The 19,209-nt window shown below is 44.8% G+C and carries 18 protein-coding genes and 1 other annotated feature; all 18 genes read right to left on the bottom strand.

The window, feature by feature from the left end; genetic code table 11:
• Positions 1-237 precede the first annotated feature (237 nt).
• The 18 genes from tuf to rlmB all read right to left on the bottom strand — a co-directional run bounded on the left by tuf (position 238) and on the right by rlmB (position 19,180).
• Positions 238-1,428 carry an elongation factor Tu gene (gene tuf / locus J2Z65_RS32600; protein WP_145669490.1) on the bottom strand — a complete coding sequence of 397 codons (1,191 nt, stop codon included), beginning with the start codon at positions 1,426-1,428 and terminating at the stop codon, positions 238-240.
• A gap of 39 nt (positions 1,429-1,467) precedes the next feature.
• Positions 1,468-3,543, bottom strand: a complete 2,076-nt coding sequence (gene fusA / locus J2Z65_RS32595) for an elongation factor G (protein ID WP_167067710.1) — start codon at positions 3,541-3,543, stop codon at positions 1,468-1,470.
• Between the two features lie 39 nt (positions 3,544-3,582).
• On the bottom strand, positions 3,583-4,053 hold the full coding sequence (gene rpsG / locus J2Z65_RS32590; protein WP_127457544.1) for a 30S ribosomal protein S7: 471 nt from the start codon (positions 4,051-4,053) through the stop codon (positions 3,583-3,585).
• Between the two features lie 44 nt (positions 4,054-4,097).
• A complete protein-coding gene (gene rpsL / locus J2Z65_RS32585) occupies positions 4,098-4,517 on the bottom strand; it encodes a 30S ribosomal protein S12 (RefSeq protein ID WP_028557500.1) in 420 nt (139 codons plus the stop codon).
• Between the two features lie 161 nt (positions 4,518-4,678).
• Positions 4,679-4,930, bottom strand: coding sequence for a ribosomal L7Ae/L30e/S12e/Gadd45 family protein (locus J2Z65_RS32580; RefSeq protein ID WP_167067713.1), 252 nt, complete (start codon positions 4,928-4,930; stop codon positions 4,679-4,681).
• A 174-nt stretch (positions 4,931-5,104) separates the two neighbouring features.
• Positions 5,105-8,725 (bottom strand): DNA-directed RNA polymerase subunit beta', encoded by a 3,621-nt coding sequence (rpoC, locus tag J2Z65_RS32575; protein ID WP_167067716.1) that lies wholly within the window; start codon positions 8,723-8,725, stop codon positions 5,105-5,107.
• A gap of 69 nt (positions 8,726-8,794) precedes the next feature.
• Complete coding sequence (gene rpoB / locus J2Z65_RS32570; RefSeq protein WP_167067719.1) at positions 8,795-12,334, bottom strand: DNA-directed RNA polymerase subunit beta; 3,540 nt, start codon at positions 12,332-12,334, stop codon at positions 8,795-8,797.
• Positions 12,335-12,720: 386 nt separating this feature from the next.
• Positions 12,721-13,317, bottom strand: coding sequence for a methyltransferase (locus J2Z65_RS32565; protein WP_167067722.1), 597 nt, complete (start codon positions 13,315-13,317; stop codon positions 12,721-12,723).
• Between the two features lie 134 nt (positions 13,318-13,451).
• On the bottom strand, positions 13,452-13,817 hold the full coding sequence (rplL, locus tag J2Z65_RS32560; RefSeq protein WP_127457549.1) for a 50S ribosomal protein L7/L12: 366 nt from the start codon (positions 13,815-13,817) through the stop codon (positions 13,452-13,454).
• A gap of 63 nt (positions 13,818-13,880) precedes the next feature.
• On the bottom strand, positions 13,881-14,390 hold the full coding sequence (gene rplJ, locus J2Z65_RS32555; RefSeq protein WP_047683208.1) for a 50S ribosomal protein L10: 510 nt from the start codon (positions 14,388-14,390) through the stop codon (positions 13,881-13,883).
• 66 nt (positions 14,391-14,456) lie between these two features.
• Positions 14,457-14,609, bottom strand: a sequence feature (ribosomal protein L10 leader region).
• A 54-nt stretch (positions 14,610-14,663) separates the two neighbouring features.
• Complete coding sequence (gene rplA / locus J2Z65_RS32550) at positions 14,664-15,356, bottom strand: 50S ribosomal protein L1 (protein WP_127457551.1); 693 nt, start codon at positions 15,354-15,356, stop codon at positions 14,664-14,666.
• Positions 15,357-15,470: 114 nt separating this feature from the next.
• On the bottom strand, positions 15,471-15,896 hold the full coding sequence (gene rplK, locus J2Z65_RS32545) for a 50S ribosomal protein L11 (protein WP_167067725.1): 426 nt from the start codon (positions 15,894-15,896) through the stop codon (positions 15,471-15,473).
• An 89-nt stretch (positions 15,897-15,985) separates the two neighbouring features.
• Positions 15,986-16,519: a transcription termination/antitermination protein NusG gene (gene nusG / locus J2Z65_RS32540; protein ID WP_126144113.1), complete on the bottom strand. Its 534-nt coding sequence runs from the start codon at positions 16,517-16,519 to the stop codon at positions 15,986-15,988.
• Positions 16,520-16,543: 24 nt separating this feature from the next.
• Entirely contained in the window at positions 16,544-16,756 is a 213-nt protein-coding gene (gene secE, locus J2Z65_RS32535; RefSeq protein WP_167067728.1) for a preprotein translocase subunit SecE, read from the bottom strand.
• Between the two features lie 19 nt (positions 16,757-16,775).
• Entirely contained in the window at positions 16,776-16,925 is a 150-nt protein-coding gene (gene rpmG / locus J2Z65_RS32530; RefSeq protein WP_079418041.1) for a 50S ribosomal protein L33, read from the bottom strand.
• Between the two features lie 232 nt (positions 16,926-17,157).
• A complete protein-coding gene (sigH, locus tag J2Z65_RS32525) occupies positions 17,158-17,802 on the bottom strand; it encodes an RNA polymerase sporulation sigma factor SigH (protein ID WP_079418043.1) in 645 nt (214 codons plus the stop codon).
• Between the two features lie 119 nt (positions 17,803-17,921).
• On the bottom strand, positions 17,922-18,434 hold the full coding sequence (locus J2Z65_RS32520; RefSeq protein WP_167067731.1) for an NYN domain-containing protein: 513 nt from the start codon (positions 18,432-18,434) through the stop codon (positions 17,922-17,924).
• A 5-nt stretch (positions 18,435-18,439) separates the two neighbouring features.
• Positions 18,440-19,180, bottom strand: a complete 741-nt coding sequence (gene rlmB, locus J2Z65_RS32515; RefSeq protein WP_167067780.1) for a 23S rRNA (guanosine(2251)-2'-O)-methyltransferase RlmB — start codon at positions 19,178-19,180, stop codon at positions 18,440-18,442.
• Positions 19,181-19,209: the final 29 nt, after the last annotated feature.

Genomic DNA, 19,209 nt, shown 5'->3' with positions numbered 1-19,209 from the left:
AGTCCCTCCTTCTATCGCCCAATTTAGTATCGGACATACTCCGTGAAAATTCTCCGAAATCCATCCCCATGGCAAAGGGGCCAGGTGTGTCGGCAACCTTTCACATCATCGCAACGTCACAGACCAACGTTTAATATTATATAAAATTTAAAAACGAATTGCAAGCATAACTTTAGGCATTCGCATAAAAAAAACACCCACCGCCTAAACGATGAGTGTTTCTTCTATATAAAGGGATTACTTTTGAATTGTAGCAACCGCGCCCGCACCAACAGTACGTCCGCCTTCACGAATCGCGAAGCGTGTTCCTTCTTCGATTGCGATTGGGTTGATTAGTTCAACTGTAACTGTGATGTTATCGCCTGGCATAACCATTTCAGTACCTTCTGGAAGGTTGATGATACCTGTTACGTCAGTTGTACGGAAGTAGAACTGTGGGCGGTAACCAGTGAAGAAAGGCTTATGACGGCCACCCTCTTCTTTAGTTAGAACGTAGATTTGAGCTGTGAAGTTCGTGTGTGGTTTAACTGAACCTGGTTTCGCAAGTACTTGTCCACGCTCGATATCTTTACGGTCAACACCACGAAGAAGAGCACCGATGTTGTCACCAGCTTGAGCGGAATCAAGCAATTTGCGGAACATCTCTACGCCTGTTACAACGCATTTGCGAGTTTCTTCAGCGATACCAACGATTTCAACTTCTTCTTGAACTTTAACAGTTCCACGCTCAACACGACCTGTAGCAACTGTTCCACGACCTGTGATTGAGAATACATCCTCAACTGGCATAAGGAACGGTTTGTCTGTTTGACGCTCAGGAGTTGGGATGTAAGTGTCAACTTGTTCGAACAACTCAACAATTTTGTCAGCCCATGCACCATCTGGGTTTTGAAGAGCTTCACGAGCAGCACCACGGATGATTGGAGTATCATCGCCTGGGAACTCATATTCGTTAAGAAGGTCGCGAACTTCCATCTCAACCAATTCAAGCAACTCTTCGTCTTCTACCATGTCACATTTGTTAAGGAATACTACGATGTAAGGTACGCCTACTTGACGGGAAAGAAGGATGTGCTCGCGAGTTTGTGGCATAGGGCCATCAGCTGCGGATACAACCAGGATCGCTCCGTCCATTTGAGCAGCACCAGTGATCATGTTTTTAACATAGTCGGCGTGACCTGGGCAGTCAACGTGTGCGTAGTGACGGTTAGGAGTTTCGTATTCAACGTGAGCTGTGGAGATTGTGATACCGCGCTCGCGCTCTTCTGGTGCTTTATCGATTTGGTCGAAAGCTACTGCAGCTCCACCGTATCTTTTGGACAATACAGTTGTGATAGCAGCTGTCAAAGTTGTTTTACCATGGTCAACGTGACCGATAGTACCGATGTTAACATGCGGTTTATTACGTTCAAATTTAGCCTTTGCCATTTTAAACGATTCCTCCTTAGAGTGACTATTAGTTTTATATTAAGCGCCTTTGCCTTTTGCAATAATTTCTTCTGCAATGGACTTAGGTACTTCTTCATAATGTGAAAGTTCCATAGAGTACACACCACGGCCTTGTGTTCTCGAACGAAGTGTTGTGGAGTAACCAAACATTTCGGAAAGAGGTACCTTAGCACGGATGATTTGCGCACCATGACGGTTATCCATACCTTCAATACGTCCACGACGGGAGTTAAGGTCACCCATAACATCGCCCATGTACTCTTCTGGTACAGTAACTTCAACCTTCATGATTGGCTCAAGAAGAACCGGTTTACATTTTTCTTTCGCAGCTTTAAGTGCCATGGATCCCGCAATTTTGAACGCCATTTCATTGGAGTCAACATCATGGTAAGATCCATCAACAACAGTAGCTTTGATATCCACGAGCGGGAATCCTGCGATTACACCGTTTTTCATGGATTCTTCGATACCAGCTTGAATAGGTGCGATGTATTCTCTTGGAATAGATCCGCCCACTACTTTGCTTTCGAAAACGAAACCTGCTCCAGCTTCTTGAGGTTCGAACTCAACCCAACAATGTCCGTATTGACCACGACCACCGGATTGACGAACGAATTTACCTTCAACTTTAGCTGCTGCGCGGAATGTTTCACGGTAAGCAACCTGTGGTTTACCTACGTTGGTTTCTACTTTGAACTCGCGAAGCATACGGTCAACGAGGATTTCAAGGTGAAGCTCACCCATACCTGCGATGATCGTTTGTCCAGTTTCTTCGTCTGTAGAAGCACGGAAAGTAGGATCTTCTTCAGCAAGCTTTTGCAATGCGATACCCATTTTATCTTGGTCCGCTTTCGTCTTCGGCTCAACAGCAAGCTGAATAACCGGTTCAGGGAAGTTCATGGACTCCAGAATAACTGGGTTCTTCTCATCGCAAAGCGTATCGCCAGTAGTTGTATCTTTCAATCCAACTGCCGCGGCGATATCACCTGCATATACAATGCTGATTTCTTGACGGCTGTTCGCATGCATTTGAAGAATACGACCGACACGCTCACGCTTGCCTTTAGTCGCATTAACGACATAAGAACCGGAGTTCAAGATACCAGAGTATACACGGAAGAATGTAAGACGACCAACGAAAGGATCCGTCATGATTTTGAATGCAAGCGCTGAGAACGGTTGGTCATCAGCAGACTTACGAACCACTTCGGTACCATCGTCAAGTACACCTTTAATATCAGGTACATCAAGAGGGGATGGCAGGTAGTTAATAACTGCATCCAACATCAATTGAACACCTTTGTTTCTGTAAGAAGACCCTACGATAACTGGGAAGATTTTAACATCGCAGACACCTTTACGTAGAGCTGCTTTGATTTCGTCGACAGTTAACTCTTCGCCTTCAAGGTATTTCATTGTAAGCTCTTCATCAAGCTCAGCAACTTTTTCTACCAATTCCAAACGAAGTTCTGCGACTTTTTCTTTGAACTCAGCAGGAATTTCGACTTTCTCGATATCCTTACCAAGATCATCTTTGTACATATAAGCTACTTCTTCAACCAAGTCGATGATACCTTTGAAATCACTCTCAGCACCGATCGGAAGTTGAATTGCAACTGCATTTGCACCAAGTTTTTGACGCATGGATTCAACAACTTGCAGGAAGTCTGCACCGATGATATCCATTTTGTTTACGTAAGCAATACGTGGAACGCTGTATTTATCAGCTTGTCTCCAAACTGTTTCCGATTGAGGCTCAACGCCCTCTTTCGCACTAAATACACCAACTGCTCCATCCAACACACGAAGGGAACGCTCTACTTCAACAGTAAAGTCAACGTGTCCCGGGGTATCAATAATATTGATGCGGTGGCCATCCCATTGCGCAGTTGTAGCGGCGGAAGTAATCGTGATTCCGCGCTCTTGCTCTTGCTCCATCCAGTCCATCGTAGCAGCACCTTCGTGCACTTCTCCGATTTTGTGAACTTTACCAGTGTAGTACAAAATACGCTCTGTAGTGGTCGTTTTACCAGCATCGATATGAGCCATGATCCCGATATTACGTGTGTTTTTTAAGGAGAACTCTCTAGCCATAGGTCGTTATGTCTCCTTTCTATAATCTGTTTTATTATTCTACCAACGATAGTGAGCGAACGCTTTGTTAGCTTCAGCCATCTTGTGTGTATCTTCACGTTTCTTAACGGAAGAACCTGTGCTATTGCTAGCATCGATAATTTCATAAGCCAATCTTTCTTCCATCGTCTTCTCACCGCGAAGACGGGAATAGTTAACCAACCAACGCAAACCAAGTGTCGTACGACGCTCTGGTTTAACTTCGATCGGAACTTGATAGTTCGCTCCACCTACACGGCGAGCTTTAACTTCAAGAACTGGCATGATGTTTTTGATAGCAGCTTCGAACACTTCCATCGGCTCTTTACCTGTACGATCTTTCACGAGGTTAAAAGCGTTGTATAGAATGGACTGTGCTACCCCTCTTTTTCCGTCGATCATAATACGATTGATAAGACGAGTAACAAGTTTGCTATTATAAATCGGATCTGGCAATACGTCTCTGCGAGTAACTGGACCTTTACGAGGCATAGTTATCCCCCTTTCTTATAAGAATCATCCCTGATTATTATTTCTTATTTTTTAACTTTTGGACGTTTAGTACCGTATTTGGAACGGGATTGCTTACGGTTGTTAACACCGGAAGTATCCAGCGCGCCACGCACGATGTGATAACGCACCCCTGGAAGGTCTTTAATTCTACCTCCACGGATCAATACAACGCTGTGCTCTTGCAGGTTGTGACCGATACCTGGAATGTATGCTGTCACCTCTACGCGGTTCGTTAAACGAACACGAGCATATTTACGAAGTGCGGAGTTAGGCTTCTTAGGAGTCATAGTACCTACACGCGTGCAGACACCACGTTTTTGAGGTGCACTCAAATCCGTTGCTTCTCTTTTCAAAGCGTTAAAACCTTTTTGCAAAGCTGGTGATTTAGACTTATCCACCTTCGCTTGACGACCTTTACGTACTAGTTGGTTAATTGTTGGCATATCGCCACCTCCTCCCTACATTCATAACATGATAAACTTTTTGCAAGCCCACAGATCCAGGCGAGTCATAAATGAGCAAAGAGAAAGTCTTTGCCAAGGGCAGCAGCAAAAGTTATGAAAACTTATGTACGCCATCCCACTAACAAAAACGTCTTAAGCGTTTATTCATTTACAACAGCTGCTACCGCAGCTCCAACTTCAATTCCACATGCTTTACCTAGCATCTTCATAGAATCTACGTAGGTTATTGGCACACCCTTTTGTTTACAGAGAGCTACCAGCTTTATCGTCAATCGCGGATCTGCATCTTTAGAAACAAACACTTCAACAGCCTTATCTTGCTCAACTGTCTTGGTTACTTTCTTCGTCCCTACACTTATATTCTTCGCCTGTTTGACTTTATCATAAGACATAAGGCACCCCCTTCAGAGAAAGGAAAGAATATCAACTTAGGCACACTACGATATATTAGCATTTTGAAGTTCCAGTGTCAAGGAAGAAGTTCATATCTTTTAACATAATCATAGTTTCCCAAGAAAAACTAAGAGGGACAGCTCATGTGGCTATCCCTCTTAGATTAATAGTCGTTATTCAACGGCTACAGTTTCTTTTTCGAGATCCTCATCTTGCACGAGCACTTCGTTAGGATCCGTAATACGGATGTTCCGGTAACGAGGCATACCCGTTCCTGCAGGAATGAGTTTACCAATAATAACGTTCTCCTTCAGACCGAGCAATTGGTCGACCTTGCCTTTGATCGCTGCATCCGTCAAGACACGAGTCGTTTCTTGGAAGGACGCCGCGGACAGGAAGGAATCTGTCTCAAGGGACGCTTTGGTGATACCGAGCAAGATAGGTCTTGCAACGGCTGGCTCATTGCCGGCAAACAAGGCTACTTTGTTAGCTGCTTCATATTCATGAATGTCTACGAAGGAACCTGGAAGTAGAGTCGTGTCTCCAGCGTCAACGATACGGATTTTCCGTAACATTTGGCGAACCATTACTTCAATATGCTTGTCGTTGATTTCTACCCCTTGGTTACGGTAAACACGTTGAACCTCTTGCAGAATGTAGTTCTGCACGCCGCGGATACCTTTGATTCGAAGCATTTCCTTCGGATCGATAGATCCGTCTGTCAGCTCATCTCCAGCCTCAACTTGTTGGTTCAGGGATACACGCACGCGTGAACCGTAAGGAACTGCATAAACCTTAGATTCAGCTTCACCTTGGACTTCGATCTCACGACGATCTTTGGCTTCACGAATTTCTTTGACGACACCGTCAATCTCAGAAATGATCGCTTGACCTTTCGGATTCCGAGCTTCGAAAAGCTCTTGAATACGCGGCAAACCTTGTGTAATATCGTCTCCGGCAACACCACCGGTATGGAATGTACGCATCGTCAACTGTGTTCCTGGCTCACCGATGGATTGTGCGGCAATAATGCCTACAGCCTCTCCAATCTCAACGAATTGGCCAGTTGCCAAGTTGCGACCATAACATTTCTTACATACACCATGATCCGTACGGCAGCTTAGTACTGAACGGATTTGCAGTCTTTCGATACCTGCTTCAATAATCGCGTCTGCAATTCCGGATTCGATGAGTTCATTGCGTTGAACAATAACTTCACCTGTTTTTGGATGACGAAGTGTTTCATAAGCATAACGTCCTTCAATACGGTCATAAAGATCTTCGATAACCTCTTTACCGTCTTGGATTTTGCTAACCATGAAACCTTTATCTGTTCCACAATCGTCCTCACGAACGATAACATCTTGTGCTACGTCTACGAGACGACGAGTCAAGTAACCGGAGTCAGCTGTACGAAGCGCTGTATCGGCAAGACCTTTACGCGCACCGTGCGTGGAGATAAAGTACTCCAAGATTGTCAAGCCTTCACGGAAGTTCGATTTAATCGGCAACTCCATAATTTTACCGGATGGATTCGCCATCAAACCACGCATACCGCCAAGCTGTGTAATCTGAGATTTGTTACCCCGTGCTTTGGACTCAACCATCATAGAAATGGAGTTGTACTTATCAAGGGATTTCATCAGAATTTCTGTGATTTCATCCTTCGCCTTACTCCAGATCGCAATAACACGGTCATAACGCTCTTCATCTGTAATCAAACCGCGACGGTATTGGTTCGTAACTACGCGCACTTTCTCTTCGCACTCTTTGAGGATTCCTGCTTTTTCAGTCGGAACAACAACGTCAGAGACAGCTACGGTAATACCCGCTTTAGTGGAATACGTGAATCCAAGCTCTTTAATTTTATCAAGAATCATCGACGTTTGAGTCGTGTGGTATTTGCGGAAACACTCAGCAATAATTGAGCCAAGGTACTCTTTACCTACCGCTTTATTCTCAGGACGCTCAAGCATGATGGCTCTTAAATCTGCACCTTTGTCAAACACAAAGTGAGAATCCGGAATACCATTCAGCAAGTTCGTTTTGGTAGGCTCATTGATGAATGGGAAATCACTTGGATAGATTTCGTTCATAATGATTTTACCGATTGTCGTAATCAATATCGCATTTTGTTGTTTCTCGGTAAAGCTAGTTTTGTTCAACGCTTTGGCCGGAATAGCAACACGTGCATGCAATGCCATTTTACCCGATTGGTAGGACGATACTGCTTCATGTACAGTTCTAATGATAGAACCAGCACCTTTAGCAAATTTGTTGTCCGTTGTTAAATAGAAACTTCCCAGAACCATATCTTGTGAAGGCGTAACAACCGGCTTACCGTCTTTCGGGTTCAAAATATTACCTGATGCCAGCATCAGCAAACGAGCTTCAGCTTGAGCTTCAGATGACAATGGTACGTGGACCGCCATTTGGTCACCGTCGAAGTCAGCGTTGTAGGCTGTACATACGAGCGGATGCAGCTTGATGGCACGACCTTCAACGAGAATCGGCTCGAACGCCTGAATCCCGAGTCTGTGCAGCGTGGGGGCACGGTTCAGAAGAACCGGGTGCTCCTTAATGACTTCTTCAAGAACATCCCAAACATCCGGACTCACGCGCTCAACTTTACGTTTCGCACTCTTAATGTTATGGGCTAACCCTTTATTCACAAGCTCTTTCATAACGAAAGGCTTGAACAATTCAAGCGCCATTTCCTTCGGAAGACCACATTGGTACATCTTCAGGTTAGGACCTACTACGATAACGGAACGACCAGAGTAGTCAACACGTTTACCGAGCAAGTTTTGACGGAAACGTCCTTGTTTACCTTTCAGCATATGGCTGAGGGATTTCAATGGACGGTTACCAGGACCTGTTACAGGACGGCCGCGGCGACCGTTGTCGATAAGAGCATCTACCGCTTCTTGCAGCATACGCTTCTCATTTTGAACGATGATGTCCGGTGCCCCTAGGTCGAGCAATCTTTTGAGACGGTTGTTACGGTTGATAACTCGACGATAGAGATCATTCAAGTCGGAAGTCGCGAAGCGGCCACCGTCAAGCTGAACCATCGGACGAAGCTCCGGTGGAATGACTGGAAGTACATCTAGAATCATCCAACCTGGCAAGTTTTTCGAGTTACGGAATGCTTCCATAACTTCCAAGCGCTTGATCGCACGATTACGGCGTTGACCTTGCGCTGTTTTCAATTCTTCTTTGAGCGTATCCACTTCACGTTCGATATCGATATCGATAAGAAGCTTTTTAACAGCTTCAGCACCCATACCGGCTTGGAACGCATAGCCATACTTCTCACGGTAGCTACGGTATTCTTTTTCGGAAAGCAGTTGCTTTTTCTCCAAAGGTGTATCCCCTGGATCGGTTACCACATAGGAAGCGAAGTAGATAATTTCCTCCAAAGATCTTGGGGACATATCTAACGCAAGGCCCATGCGGCTCGGGATGCCTTTAAAGTACCAGATATGAGAAACAGGAGCAGCAAGCTCAATGTGACCCATACGCTCACGACGTACTTTTTGGCGGGTTACTTCAACACCACAGCGGTCACAAACGACGCCCTTGTAACGGACGCGTTTGTATTTACCGCAATGACATTCCCAATCTTTGGTTGGCCCGAAGATCTTTTCACAGAAAAGACCTTCTTTCTCAGGCTTTAAAGTTCTGTAGTTAATGGTTTCCGGCTTCTTTACTTCCCCACGGGACCAAGAGCGAATTTTATCGGGTGATGCCAAACCGATTTTCATAAACTCGAAGTTGTTAACGTCCATCAAGGAGCAACCCTCCTTTAAGAATTTAAACCCACTATACAGTGAATCGATCTCGATCTATTGTGGTGTTCTTTATTCGTTGACCCCTAATTCAGAGCCCTCTAAATTTAGGTTTAATTTATCGCTAGTGACTTCGTCGTCATCATCGGCTTCTCGCATTTCGATCTCTTCTTCGTCGCCGGAGAGGATTTTGACGTCCATACCTAAGCTTTGAAGCTCTTTGATCAAAACTTTGAATGACTCCGGAACACCCGGTTCTGGTACATTCTCGCCTTTAACAATGGATTCGTATGTTTTCACACGGCCTACAACGTCATCGGATTTCACAGTAAGAATTTCTTGCAGTGTATAGGCAGCACCGTAAGCCTCAAGCGCCCATACCTCCATCTCCCCGAAACGCTGACCACCGAACTGCGCTTTACCACCCAGCGGCTGCTGAGTAACAAGGGAGTAAGGTCCTGTGGAACGGGCATGGATTTTATCATCAACCATGTGTGCCAATTTGATCATGTACATGACGCCAACTGTAACTTCGCGTTCGAACGATTCCCCTGTACGCCCATCGTACAGAATCGTTTTACCGCTGCGCTGCATGCCGGCTTCTTCCATCGCATCGAACACGTCATACTCACGCGCTCCGTCAAATACCGGCGTAGCTGCATGGATACCAAGGTATTTGGAAGCCATACCTAAGTGAACCTCAAGCACTTGCCCGATATTCATCCGCGAAGGAACCCCTAGTGGATTCAATACAACTTCAACAGGCGTACCATCCGGAAGGAAAGGCATATCTTCTTCAGGGAGAATACGTGCAACTACCCCTTTGTTACCATGACGTCCCGCCATTTTATCGCCTTCGGAGATTTTCCGTTTTTGCGCGATATAGACACGAACGAGTTGGTTCACACCAGGAGGCAGCTCATCGCCGTTCTCACGTGTAAATACTTTAACGTCAACAACGATACCATCCGTACCATGCGGTACGCGAAGGGATGTATCACGAACTTCACGAGCTTTCTCACCGAAGATCGCATGCAGCAATCTTTCTTCCGCAGTAAGCTCAGTTACACCTTTAGGCGTTACTTTACCTACCAGGATATCGCCAGCGCCGATTTCGGCACCGACACGGATGATTCCGCGCTCGTCAAGATTTTTCAATGCGTCTTCCCCAACGTTCGGGATGTCACGAGTGATTTCTTCAGGTCCTAGCTTCGTATCACGCGCTTCGGACTCATATTCCTCAATATGAATGGACGTGTACACATCTTCTTTCACAAGCTTTTGGCTTAACAAGATCGCATCCTCGTAGTTATACCCTTCCCAAGTCATGAAGGCTACGACAACGTTACGACCCAGAGCCAATTCGCCTTGCTCTGTGGACGGTCCATCAGCAAGAATATCGCCGGCTTTAATCAATTGGCCCTTTTTCACAATCGGACGTTGATTAATGCAAGTACCTTGGTTGGAACGCATGAATTTGTGAAGCTTATATTTGACGATGTTGCCGCTGACCAATTTGCCGTCAACCATTTCTTGGCGACGCAGCCAAATTTCATTCGCAGCAGCTTTCTCAATAATTCCATCAAATTTGGAGACAATACATACTCCCGAGTCCTTCGCGACTTTGTGCTCCATACCTGTACCGACTAAAGGTGCTTTTGGAATCAAAAGAGGTACAGCTTGACGCTGCATGTTGGATCCCATCAAGGCGCGGTTGGAGTCATCGTTTTCAAGGAACGGAATTAACGCAGTCGCGACGGAAACAACTTGCTTCGGAGAAACGTCCATGTAGTCGACACGTTCAACCGGCAGCGTTAAGTTATCATCCTTGTAACGAACGATAATCGCGGAATCAACAAATTTATTGTCTTCCGTCAATTCGGCATTTGCTTGCGCGATAACGTAGTTATCTTCTTCATCCGCAGTCAGGTATGCGATTTGGTCTGTAACAGTTCCTGTCTTCGGATCCACCCAACGGTAAGGAGCTTCAATGAAGCCATACTCATTAATACGGGCAAAAGTAGACAACGAGTTGATCAAACCAATGTTCGGTCCCTCTGGCGTCTCAATTGGACACATACGGCCATAGTGAGAGTGATGGACGTCACGAACTTCCATCCCTGCGCGTTCTCTCGTCAAACCGCCGGGTCCGAGTGCGGAAAGACGTCTTTTGTGCGTCAATTCAGCAAGCGGGTTCGTTTGGTCCATAAACTGAGAAAGCTGCGAGCTTCCGAAGAACTCTTTGATCGACGCGATAACCGGACGAATGTTGATCAAAGCTTGTGGCGTAATCACATTCGCATCTTGAATGGACATACGTTCACGAACAACACGTTCCATACGGGATAGACCGATACGGAATTGGTTTTGCAGCAACTCACCAACAGAGCGAAGTCTACGGTTACCTAAGTGGTCAATATCATCCGTATTCCCGATGCCATGCAGCAAGTTGATGAAATAGTTAATGGATGAAATGATATCGGCAGGCGTGATGTTTTTAACTTGTTTGTCGATAACCCCGTTAGAGATTACTTTAACAACCTTGCCTTCTTCTGTCGGTGAGTACACGTTAATGCACTGAACAGGAATCGTATCCGCACCAGTTACACCTTTAGGGATCGAGAACTCTTTGTAGCCTGCTCCTTTTTCAATAAAAGGAAGGATTTCGTCTAACACACGACGATCCAGCAATTGTCCTGCTTCCGCGATGATTTCTCCCGTTTCGGAATCCACCAAAGTTTCGGCCAGACGCTGATTAAATAATCTATTTTTAATGTGCAATTTCTTGTTGATTTTGTAACGACCTACGTTAGCCAAATCATAACGCTTTGGATCAAAGAACCGAGCGACGATCAAGCTTCTTGCATTATCAAGCGTAGGCGGCTCACCCGGACGAAGACGCTCATAAATTTCGATTAACGCTTTTTCCGTAGAATCCGTGTTATCTTTATCGAGCGTATTACGGATATATTCATTATCACCGAGCAAATCCAAAATCTCTGCATCCGTGCCAAACCCTAATGAACGAAGCAGTACCGTAACTGGAATTTTGCGCGTGCGATCGATACGAACATAAATAATATCCTTCGCATCCGTTTCAAGTTCCAACCAAGCTCCACGGTTAGGAATGACAGTTGCCGTGTAAGTTTTTTTGCCGTTTTTATCCACTTTCGTGCTATAATAAACACTGGGGGAACGAACGAGCTGGGAGACGATTACACGCTCCGCACCGTTAATAATGAACGTTCCCGTATCGGTCATAATAGGGAAATCTCCCATGAACACTTCTTGTTCCTTGACCTCTCCGGTTTCCTTATTAATCAAACGGACTTTGACTCTTAACGGCGCCGCATAGGTTACGTCGCGTTCTTTGGATTCATCGACCGAATACTTAGGATCGCCCAAGCTATAGTCAATAAACTCCAGTACTAGGTTACCTGTAAAATCCTGAATTGGAGAGATATCCTGAAACATCTCACGTAATCCTTCTTCCAAAAACCACTCATACGATTTTTGCTGGATTTCAATCAGGTTTGGAATACCCAGCACCTCATTAATTCGTGCATAAGTCCTGCGTTTACGTCGTCCAAATTGAACAAGATGTCCCGCCAACTTTCATTCACCCCTCAACTCTACTCAATAAATAAAAAGAAGAAGAAAAACTTCGACCGACGTACACTCAGGACGCCTCCGTTAGTGGAGCCCGTCCGAATTAAGCGACTGTATGGATGAAGATTTTTCCCTGTAATCAATAAGACTTTCCAAATATTTCTTCCCATCCTGTTAGAATTTCCTAAAATTCAAACATTATACGTTGCAAGTTCAAATTTTATTCATATCAGAGGAAAAAAAGACTTGACATTTTTGTTAACTAAAGACATGTGTCCCATCTTAATACTGACATTTTTTAATAATACCACATGTGAAAAGTCAAGTCAAACAAATTTCCACGATCGTGCGATAGGTCTTTCATTAGCTGTCCATACATTATTCATAGGTTACTTTGTTGCCTTGAGTATTTTATACCCTTTATCCTTAGATACTTCAATAACCTCGCTGTAGAGAGACTCAAGTTTTTTCATCGCTGACGGTGCGCCTTGTTTTTTCTGAATGACGACCCAAATTGATCCGCCATCCACCAAGCAATCATAGGCATCTGTAAAAATGCGATGTACGACTTCCTTGCCGGCACGAATCGGAGGATTAGTGAGCACAACATCAAAACGTTGATCTTTCACCTGTTCCAAAAGATCGCTCTGTAGAATCGACACATTGCTAATCCCATTGCGCCGCGCATTTTCAGTACTTAACTCAATGGCCCGCTCATTAATGTCGACCATTGTCACATGCCCCTTCGGACACATCACCGCTGCTGATAAGCCAATCGGACCATAACCACAACCGACATCAAGCACCTTGGCATCCTCTTTCAGCTGCATCGTTTCAATTAAGTGCTTGCTTCCATAATCCACACCTTTTTTCGAAAAGACGCCAGCATCCGTCAAGAATGTGTACTTTCTCCCACGCAGTTCCTCTTGCGCTACATTAACATCATGCTTAACTGTAGGACGCTGCGTATAATAATGCTCTGACACGTTAAGATTCCCTCCTCAATTTTACCAATAGGAAAATCAAATAACTGCGAGCGTTCCTAAGGCTTTCCTAAGGGTAAAAGCTTAGGTAAAAAAACCTCTTGAAGGCAAGCTTCAAGAGGTTTCCTGAAAAGAAATTACTTAACTTCTACAGATGCGCCAGCTTCAGTAAGCTTAGCTTTAACAGCTTCTGCTTCTTCGGAGCTAACTTTTTCTTTTACTGGTTTTGGAGCGCCGTCAACTAGGTCTTTCGCTTCTTTCAGGCCAAGACCTGTGATTTCGCGAACTACTTTGATTACGTTGATTTTGGAAGCACCAGCGCTAGTCAAGATAACATCAAACTCAGTTTGAGCTTCTTCAACTGCTACTGCTGCGCCACCGCCAGCTGCTACTGGAGCTGCTGCTGTTACGCCAAACTCTTCTTCAATTGCTTTAACCAGGTCGTTCAATTCCAAGATTGTCATGCCTTTGATTGCTTCTAGGATCGTTGCATTTGTGCTCATGGTTAAACCTCCATTATCATTAATAAATTAGTTTGTTGTTGTAAATCGTTTCGTACACTGAAATTAAGCTTGACCTTCAGCTTCTTTTTTCTCAGCAACTGCTTTAACAGCAAGTGCAAAGTTACGAACAGGAGCTTGAAGAACGCTAAGCAACATGGAGAGTAGACCATCTCTGGATGGAAGTTCAGCAAGTGCTTTAATTTGATCGTATCCAACTACGCGGCCTTCGACCACGCCACCTTTTACGCTCAATTGATCATTCTTTTTCGCAAATTCAGTCAAGATTTTCGCCGGAGCAACTAGATCGTCTTTGCTGAAAGCAATAGCGGTTGGACCTGTTAGGTACTCATCCAATGCGCTTAGTTCAGCATTTGCCGATGCGCGTCTAGCCAACGAGTTCTTGAGAACTACGAATTCAATACCAGCTTCACGCAGGGTTTTACGTAGTTGTGTTACTTGAGCTACGTTCAAACCGCGGTAGTCAGCGATGATTGTAGAAGCGCTAGCTTTGAACTTTTCAGTTACTTCAGCTACTGCTTGTTCTTTCTCTGCAAGAATTTTCGCGTTTGCCATAGTACACCTCACTTCTTATGCATTTATGTTTCAATATCACAAACAGTAGGAGCATCAGCATTCCTTATATGAATAAGAAATGCCTTCGTAGACGCTACGAAGGCATGATGTGTTCACTTTTTCCCTGATCTTCAAAGAAATCGCTATATATATCATAACACCTCGGTAGGAAATTAAGCACGCGGCACCTACTGTCTACGGTTTGCATATTCATTTTTATGACCTTTGATAGAGTATCACGCCCAGCAACCGAAGTCAACTGGAAGCTATTACTTATCTGAAGGAGCTTACGTTTACTCGAACACTAGGTCCCATTGTTGAGGATACAGCAATGTTTTTCAGGTAAACACCTTTAGCAGCTGCCGGTTTCGCTCTAACAAGCGCATCAACCAATGCTTTGAAGTTTTCGTTCAACTTGTCTGCATCGAAAGATACTTTACCAAGTGGAGCATGGATTTGTCCTGCTTTGTCAAGACGGTACTCGATTTTACCAGCTTTAATCTCCTGAACAGCTTTAGTTACGTCGAAAGTAACTGTTCCTGCTTTAGGGTTTGGCATTAAACCTTTACCCCCGAGGATACGACCCAGTTTACCAACTTCGCTCATCATGTCTGGAGTAGCTACGCAAACGTCGAACTCGAACCAACCTTGTTGAATTTTGTTGATCATGTCAGCATCACCAACAAAATCTGCACCAGCTGCTTCAGCTTCTTTCGCTTTCTCGCCTTTAGCAAATACAAGTACACGTTTTGTTTTACCAGTACCGTGTGGAAGTACTACTACACCACGAACAGCCTGATCTTGTTTTCTTGGGTCTACACCCAGACGAACTGCAACATCTACAGTTTCATCAAATTTAGCAGGAGCTGTTTTCTTAACAAGCTCGATTGCTTCTGACGGATCGTACAAAGTTTCAGCATTTACAAGCTGAGAAACTTCGCGGTATTTTTTACCGTGTTTAGGCATAATTTAAATCCTCCTTAGTGGTATTAGCGGATAATCCTCCCACCGAGCGACTTCAAAGTTCTCCAGGAAAACTTTTTCGTAAGCCGAGCTTACACAGTCGCATTCCTTGCGGAATTAATCTTCGATGACGATTCCCATGCTGCGAGCTGTACCTTCAACCATACGCATAGCAGCCTCAACGGATGCAGCATTCAGGTCAGGCATTTTTTGTTCTGCGATTTCGCGAACTTTTGCACGTTTCACAGTTGCAACTTTCTTTTTGTTTGGTTCACCGGATCCTTTTTCGATACCAGCAACGACGCGAAGAAGAACTGCAGCCGGAGGCGTTTTAGTGATGAATGTAAAGGAACGATCCTCGAATACTGTGATCTCAACCGGAATGATAAGGCCTACTTGATCAGCAGTACGAGCGTTAAACTCTTTACAGAAAGCCATAATGTTCACACCTGCTTGACCCAATGCTGGACCGATCGGTGGTGCTGGATTTGCTTTCGCAGCTTGAACTTGAAGTTTGACGACTTTAATTACCTTTTTTGCCATGATAGACACCTCCTGTTTATAATATAGATCCCACTAACGAAGGTCTATCCCGAGGAATAGACCTGGTAGAAACCCTTGGTTGTCTTGTGTTATAGCTTTTCCACTTGGTCGAAATCGAGCTCAAGCGGGGTTTCCCTACCAAACATGTTGACATGCACCTTAAGTTTACCCTTGTCAGCCACAATTTCTTCAACAGATCCGACAAAGTTTGCGAAAGGTCCCACCTTGACGCGTACGGTTTCTTTGAGTTCGAAGTCGATTTTGGCCTTCGGCTCTTCCATACCCATATGCTTCAAAATAGATTCAACTTCCTCAGGTAATAATGCAGTCGGTTTAGAGCCGGATCCCGTAGAACCTACGAATCCAGTGACTCCTGGAGTGTTACGTACTACGTACCAAGAGTCGTCTGTTTGAATCATTTCTACGAGAACATAACCTGGATAAACTTTACGCATGACGACTTTTTTCTTGCCGTCTTTGTTCACCAGTTCCTCTTCCATAGGCACAAGCACACGGAAGATCTTGTCCGTCATTTCCATGGACTCAACACGTTTCTCCAGGTTGGCTTTCACTTTGTTCTCATACCCTGAATAGGTATGTACGACGTACCATCTTTTTTCCATGAATAAATTCACCTATAGTCCTGTTTATTTAAAAACAAGGCGCAGCAACTCAGAAATTCCAAGATCCAGCACAAAGAAATAAATAGCAACAAAAGCTACGGTACCCAATACGACAAGCGTATAGGTAGTCATCTCTTTACGACTTGGCCACTTGACCTTTTTGAGTTCTGTCCAACTGTCGGTGAAGAAGGAAAAAGTGGATCCGAAGCTTTGTCTCATTCTAGCCAAGAACCCCACGAACTACACCTCCAAAGAACTACCTAGTCTCGCGATGAGCAGTATGTTCATTGCAAAATTTGCAATATTTCTTCAACTCAATACGGTCGGGATTGTTGCGCTTATTTTTAGTGGATGCATAGTTTCTTTGTTTGCAATTTGTGCACGCTAATGTGATGATGACCCGCATGATGTACACCTCCTACAGACACGTTCTAATTAAAGCCCTTCGAAGCGCGTCAAAAAGAAAGCGACTTTTAGGGCTACCTGAAATACTTTATCACAACCCGCAACAGAGTGTCAAGGCAGAAGTCTCACAAATGCGAGAGTATCATCAGTATAGACGCTCCGACACCATATTAAACCTCACTCAAAGAAAACGCCCGCGCAGCCAAGACCATGCAAGGCGACGCGGGCATATTCTATAAATCTCTAACTTCCAAATAGCGTTCAAGCTTGCGTTTGACACGTTGAAGAGCATTGTCAATAGACTTGACATGACGATCTAAATCCACCGCTATTTCTTGGTAGGATCTTCCATCGAGATAGAGCATAAGTACCCTACGTTCCAAGTCGCTCAATATCTCTCCCATTTTATCTTCAAGACCCGTAAATTCTTCTTGATTAATCACAAGCTCCTCAGGATCTGTGACCCTGGAACCGCTAATGACGTCAAGCAGCGTACGATCAGAATCTTCATCATAGATAGGCTTGTCCAGTGACACGTAGGAATTAAGAGGAATGTGTTTCTGACGCGTTGCTGTCTTAATCGCCGTGATGATCTGTCGGGTAATGCACAGTTCAGCAAAGGCTTTGAATGAAGCAAGCTTGTCTCCTCGGAAGTCGCGGATAGATTTATATAAACCTATCATTCCTTCCTGCACAATATCTTCTCGGTCTGCACCTATCAAAAAATAAGAACGTGCTTTGGCACGCACAAAGTTCTTGTATTTATTGATAAGGTATTCCAACGCTTCGCTATTGCCTTCACGGACTGCCTCGACAATGTCTTCATCTGGCTTGAGGTCATAATCATACATTCTCAGTTCTTTGAGGTCGACACTCACCAACAATCCCTCCGGCCTGCAGGACTACCCAGATTCACATTAAAAGTTTAGGTTAAGTATACATGATGAAATCTCACACCGTCAACGGGGACCCCCACCATTTCTAGCATTTGGAGGATTTACTCCCCTCTTCGCCACCGCTCGAACTGCGCTTTGATCTCACTGCTCAACTTACCTTCGAATGGATTGCGCTTCGCTGTCGTTTCTGGATGAATACGTTCTCGAACCTCTTTGCGATTCTGTTTGATTTTGATGAGAAGTTCACCGGCTGGCAATCGTAGAGCTCCTTTACCGAAAATAACATGCTGCTCAATCATATCGGAGGTGGCCACATAGATCTGCTTACGCCTTCCCATCAGATTCGTGACCAAACGTTCGATCCGTTCATCCGCGGTTTCCTTCTCTTTGGTGTAGAGCACGTTCAACTTGCTCTGTACATACTTTTTCCCAAGTCCAGGTACCATATAAGCGTCGAAAACCAGGTATACTTTCATACCCGAGTAAGATTGATATTCAGCCAGCATATGGATCAACTTATCCCGAGCACCTTCCAAATCAGTATCCTTAAGCTTACTCAGTTCCGGCCAAGCTCCGATGATATTGTAGCCGTCTACGATCAGAAACTCTTCCATCTGCTTTAACTCTTATTTCGTTGGCGAACCACTTCATACATCAAGACACCCGCGGCAACGGAGGCATTCAGGGAATTCACATGTCCCGCCATCGGCAGCTTAACCAAGAAGTCACATCTCTCTTTGATTAACCTGCCTACGCCTTTACCCTCATTACCAATAACAAGAGCTATAGGCATACTGAAATTCGCCTTGTAGACATCTTGCGCTGCGGACACATCTGTTCCTGCAACCCACACTCCTTGCTCTTTGAGTTGCTCAATCGTCTGAGCGATATTCGTCACCCGAGCAACGGGAACATACTCTACAGCCCCGGCTGAGGTCTTAGAAACCGTTGCTGTCAGTCCGACGGAGCGTCTTTTGGGAATAATGACACCATGAACCCCTGTGCAGTCTGCTGTCCGCAGGATTGAGCCCAGATTGTGCGGATCTTCGATCTCATCAAGTATCAAAATAAAAGGATCTTGCCCAAGCGCTTTGGCTTTCGCAAGAATATCCTCCACTTCCACATACTCATAAGCCGCCACTTGCGCAATTACGCCTTGGTGCTGAAGCGCCTCCACCATCTGATCGAGCTTGCGCTTGTCTGTAAATTGAACGAGAATCCCCAAGTTTTTGGCTTCCGCCACGATAGGCCCCGCGAATTGCTTCTGCGCGTTCTCAGCAATCCAAATTTTATTAATCGTTCGACCGGCACGTATAGCCTCCAGAACGGAATGCTTCCCGCCAATATATTCTTCTTCCATCATGCTTCCTCCTAAAAAATTCACTTATC

Source organism: Paenibacillus aceris (assembly GCF_017874035.1).
Classification (GTDB): domain Bacteria; phylum Bacillota; class Bacilli; order Paenibacillales; family NBRC-103111; genus Paenibacillus_E; species Paenibacillus_E aceris.
The sequence above is the reverse complement of the archived record's forward strand: the minus strand, read 5'-3'. Positions and strand labels throughout refer to the sequence as shown.

What these genes read in the sequence shown, in the direction of transcription:
- tuf (WP_145669490.1), bottom strand. Translation starts at nt 1,428, where the DNA reads ATGGCAAAGGCTAAATTTGAACGTAATAAACCGCATGTTAACATCGGT.
- fusA (WP_167067710.1), bottom strand. Translation starts at nt 3,543, where the DNA reads ATGGCTAGAGAGTTCTCCTTAAAAAACACACGTAATATCGGGATCATG.
- rpsG (WP_127457544.1), bottom strand. Translation starts at nt 4,053, where the DNA reads ATGCCTCGTAAAGGTCCAGTTACTCGCAGAGACGTATTGCCAGATCCG.
- rpsL (WP_028557500.1), bottom strand. Translation starts at nt 4,517, where the DNA reads ATGCCAACAATTAACCAACTAGTACGTAAAGGTCGTCAAGCGAAGGTG.
- J2Z65_RS32580 (WP_167067713.1), bottom strand. Translation starts at nt 4,930, where the DNA reads ATGTCTTATGATAAAGTCAAACAGGCGAAGAATATAAGTGTAGGGACG.
- rplL (WP_127457549.1), bottom strand. Translation starts at nt 13,817, where the DNA reads ATGAGCACAAATGCAACGATCCTAGAAGCAATCAAAGGCATGACAATC.
- rplJ (WP_047683208.1), bottom strand. Translation starts at nt 14,390, where the DNA reads ATGGCAAACGCGAAAATTCTTGCAGAGAAAGAACAAGCAGTAGCTGAA.
- rplA (WP_127457551.1), bottom strand. Translation starts at nt 15,356, where the DNA reads ATGCCTAAACACGGTAAAAAATACCGCGAAGTTTCTCAGCTTGTAAAT.
- rplK (WP_167067725.1), bottom strand. Translation starts at nt 15,896, where the DNA reads ATGGCAAAAAAGGTAATTAAAGTCGTCAAACTTCAAGTTCAAGCTGCG.
- nusG (WP_126144113.1), bottom strand. Translation starts at nt 16,519, where the DNA reads ATGGAAAAAAGATGGTACGTCGTACATACCTATTCAGGGTATGAGAAC.
- rpmG (WP_079418041.1), bottom strand. Translation starts at nt 16,925, where the DNA reads ATGCGGGTCATCATCACATTAGCGTGCACAAATTGCAAACAAAGAAAC.
- J2Z65_RS32520 (WP_167067731.1), bottom strand. Translation starts at nt 18,434, where the DNA reads ATGGAAGAGTTTCTGATCGTAGACGGCTACAATATCATCGGAGCTTGG.
- rlmB (WP_167067780.1), bottom strand. Translation starts at nt 19,180, where the DNA reads ATGGAAGAAGAATATATTGGCGGGAAGCATTCCGTTCTGGAGGCTATA.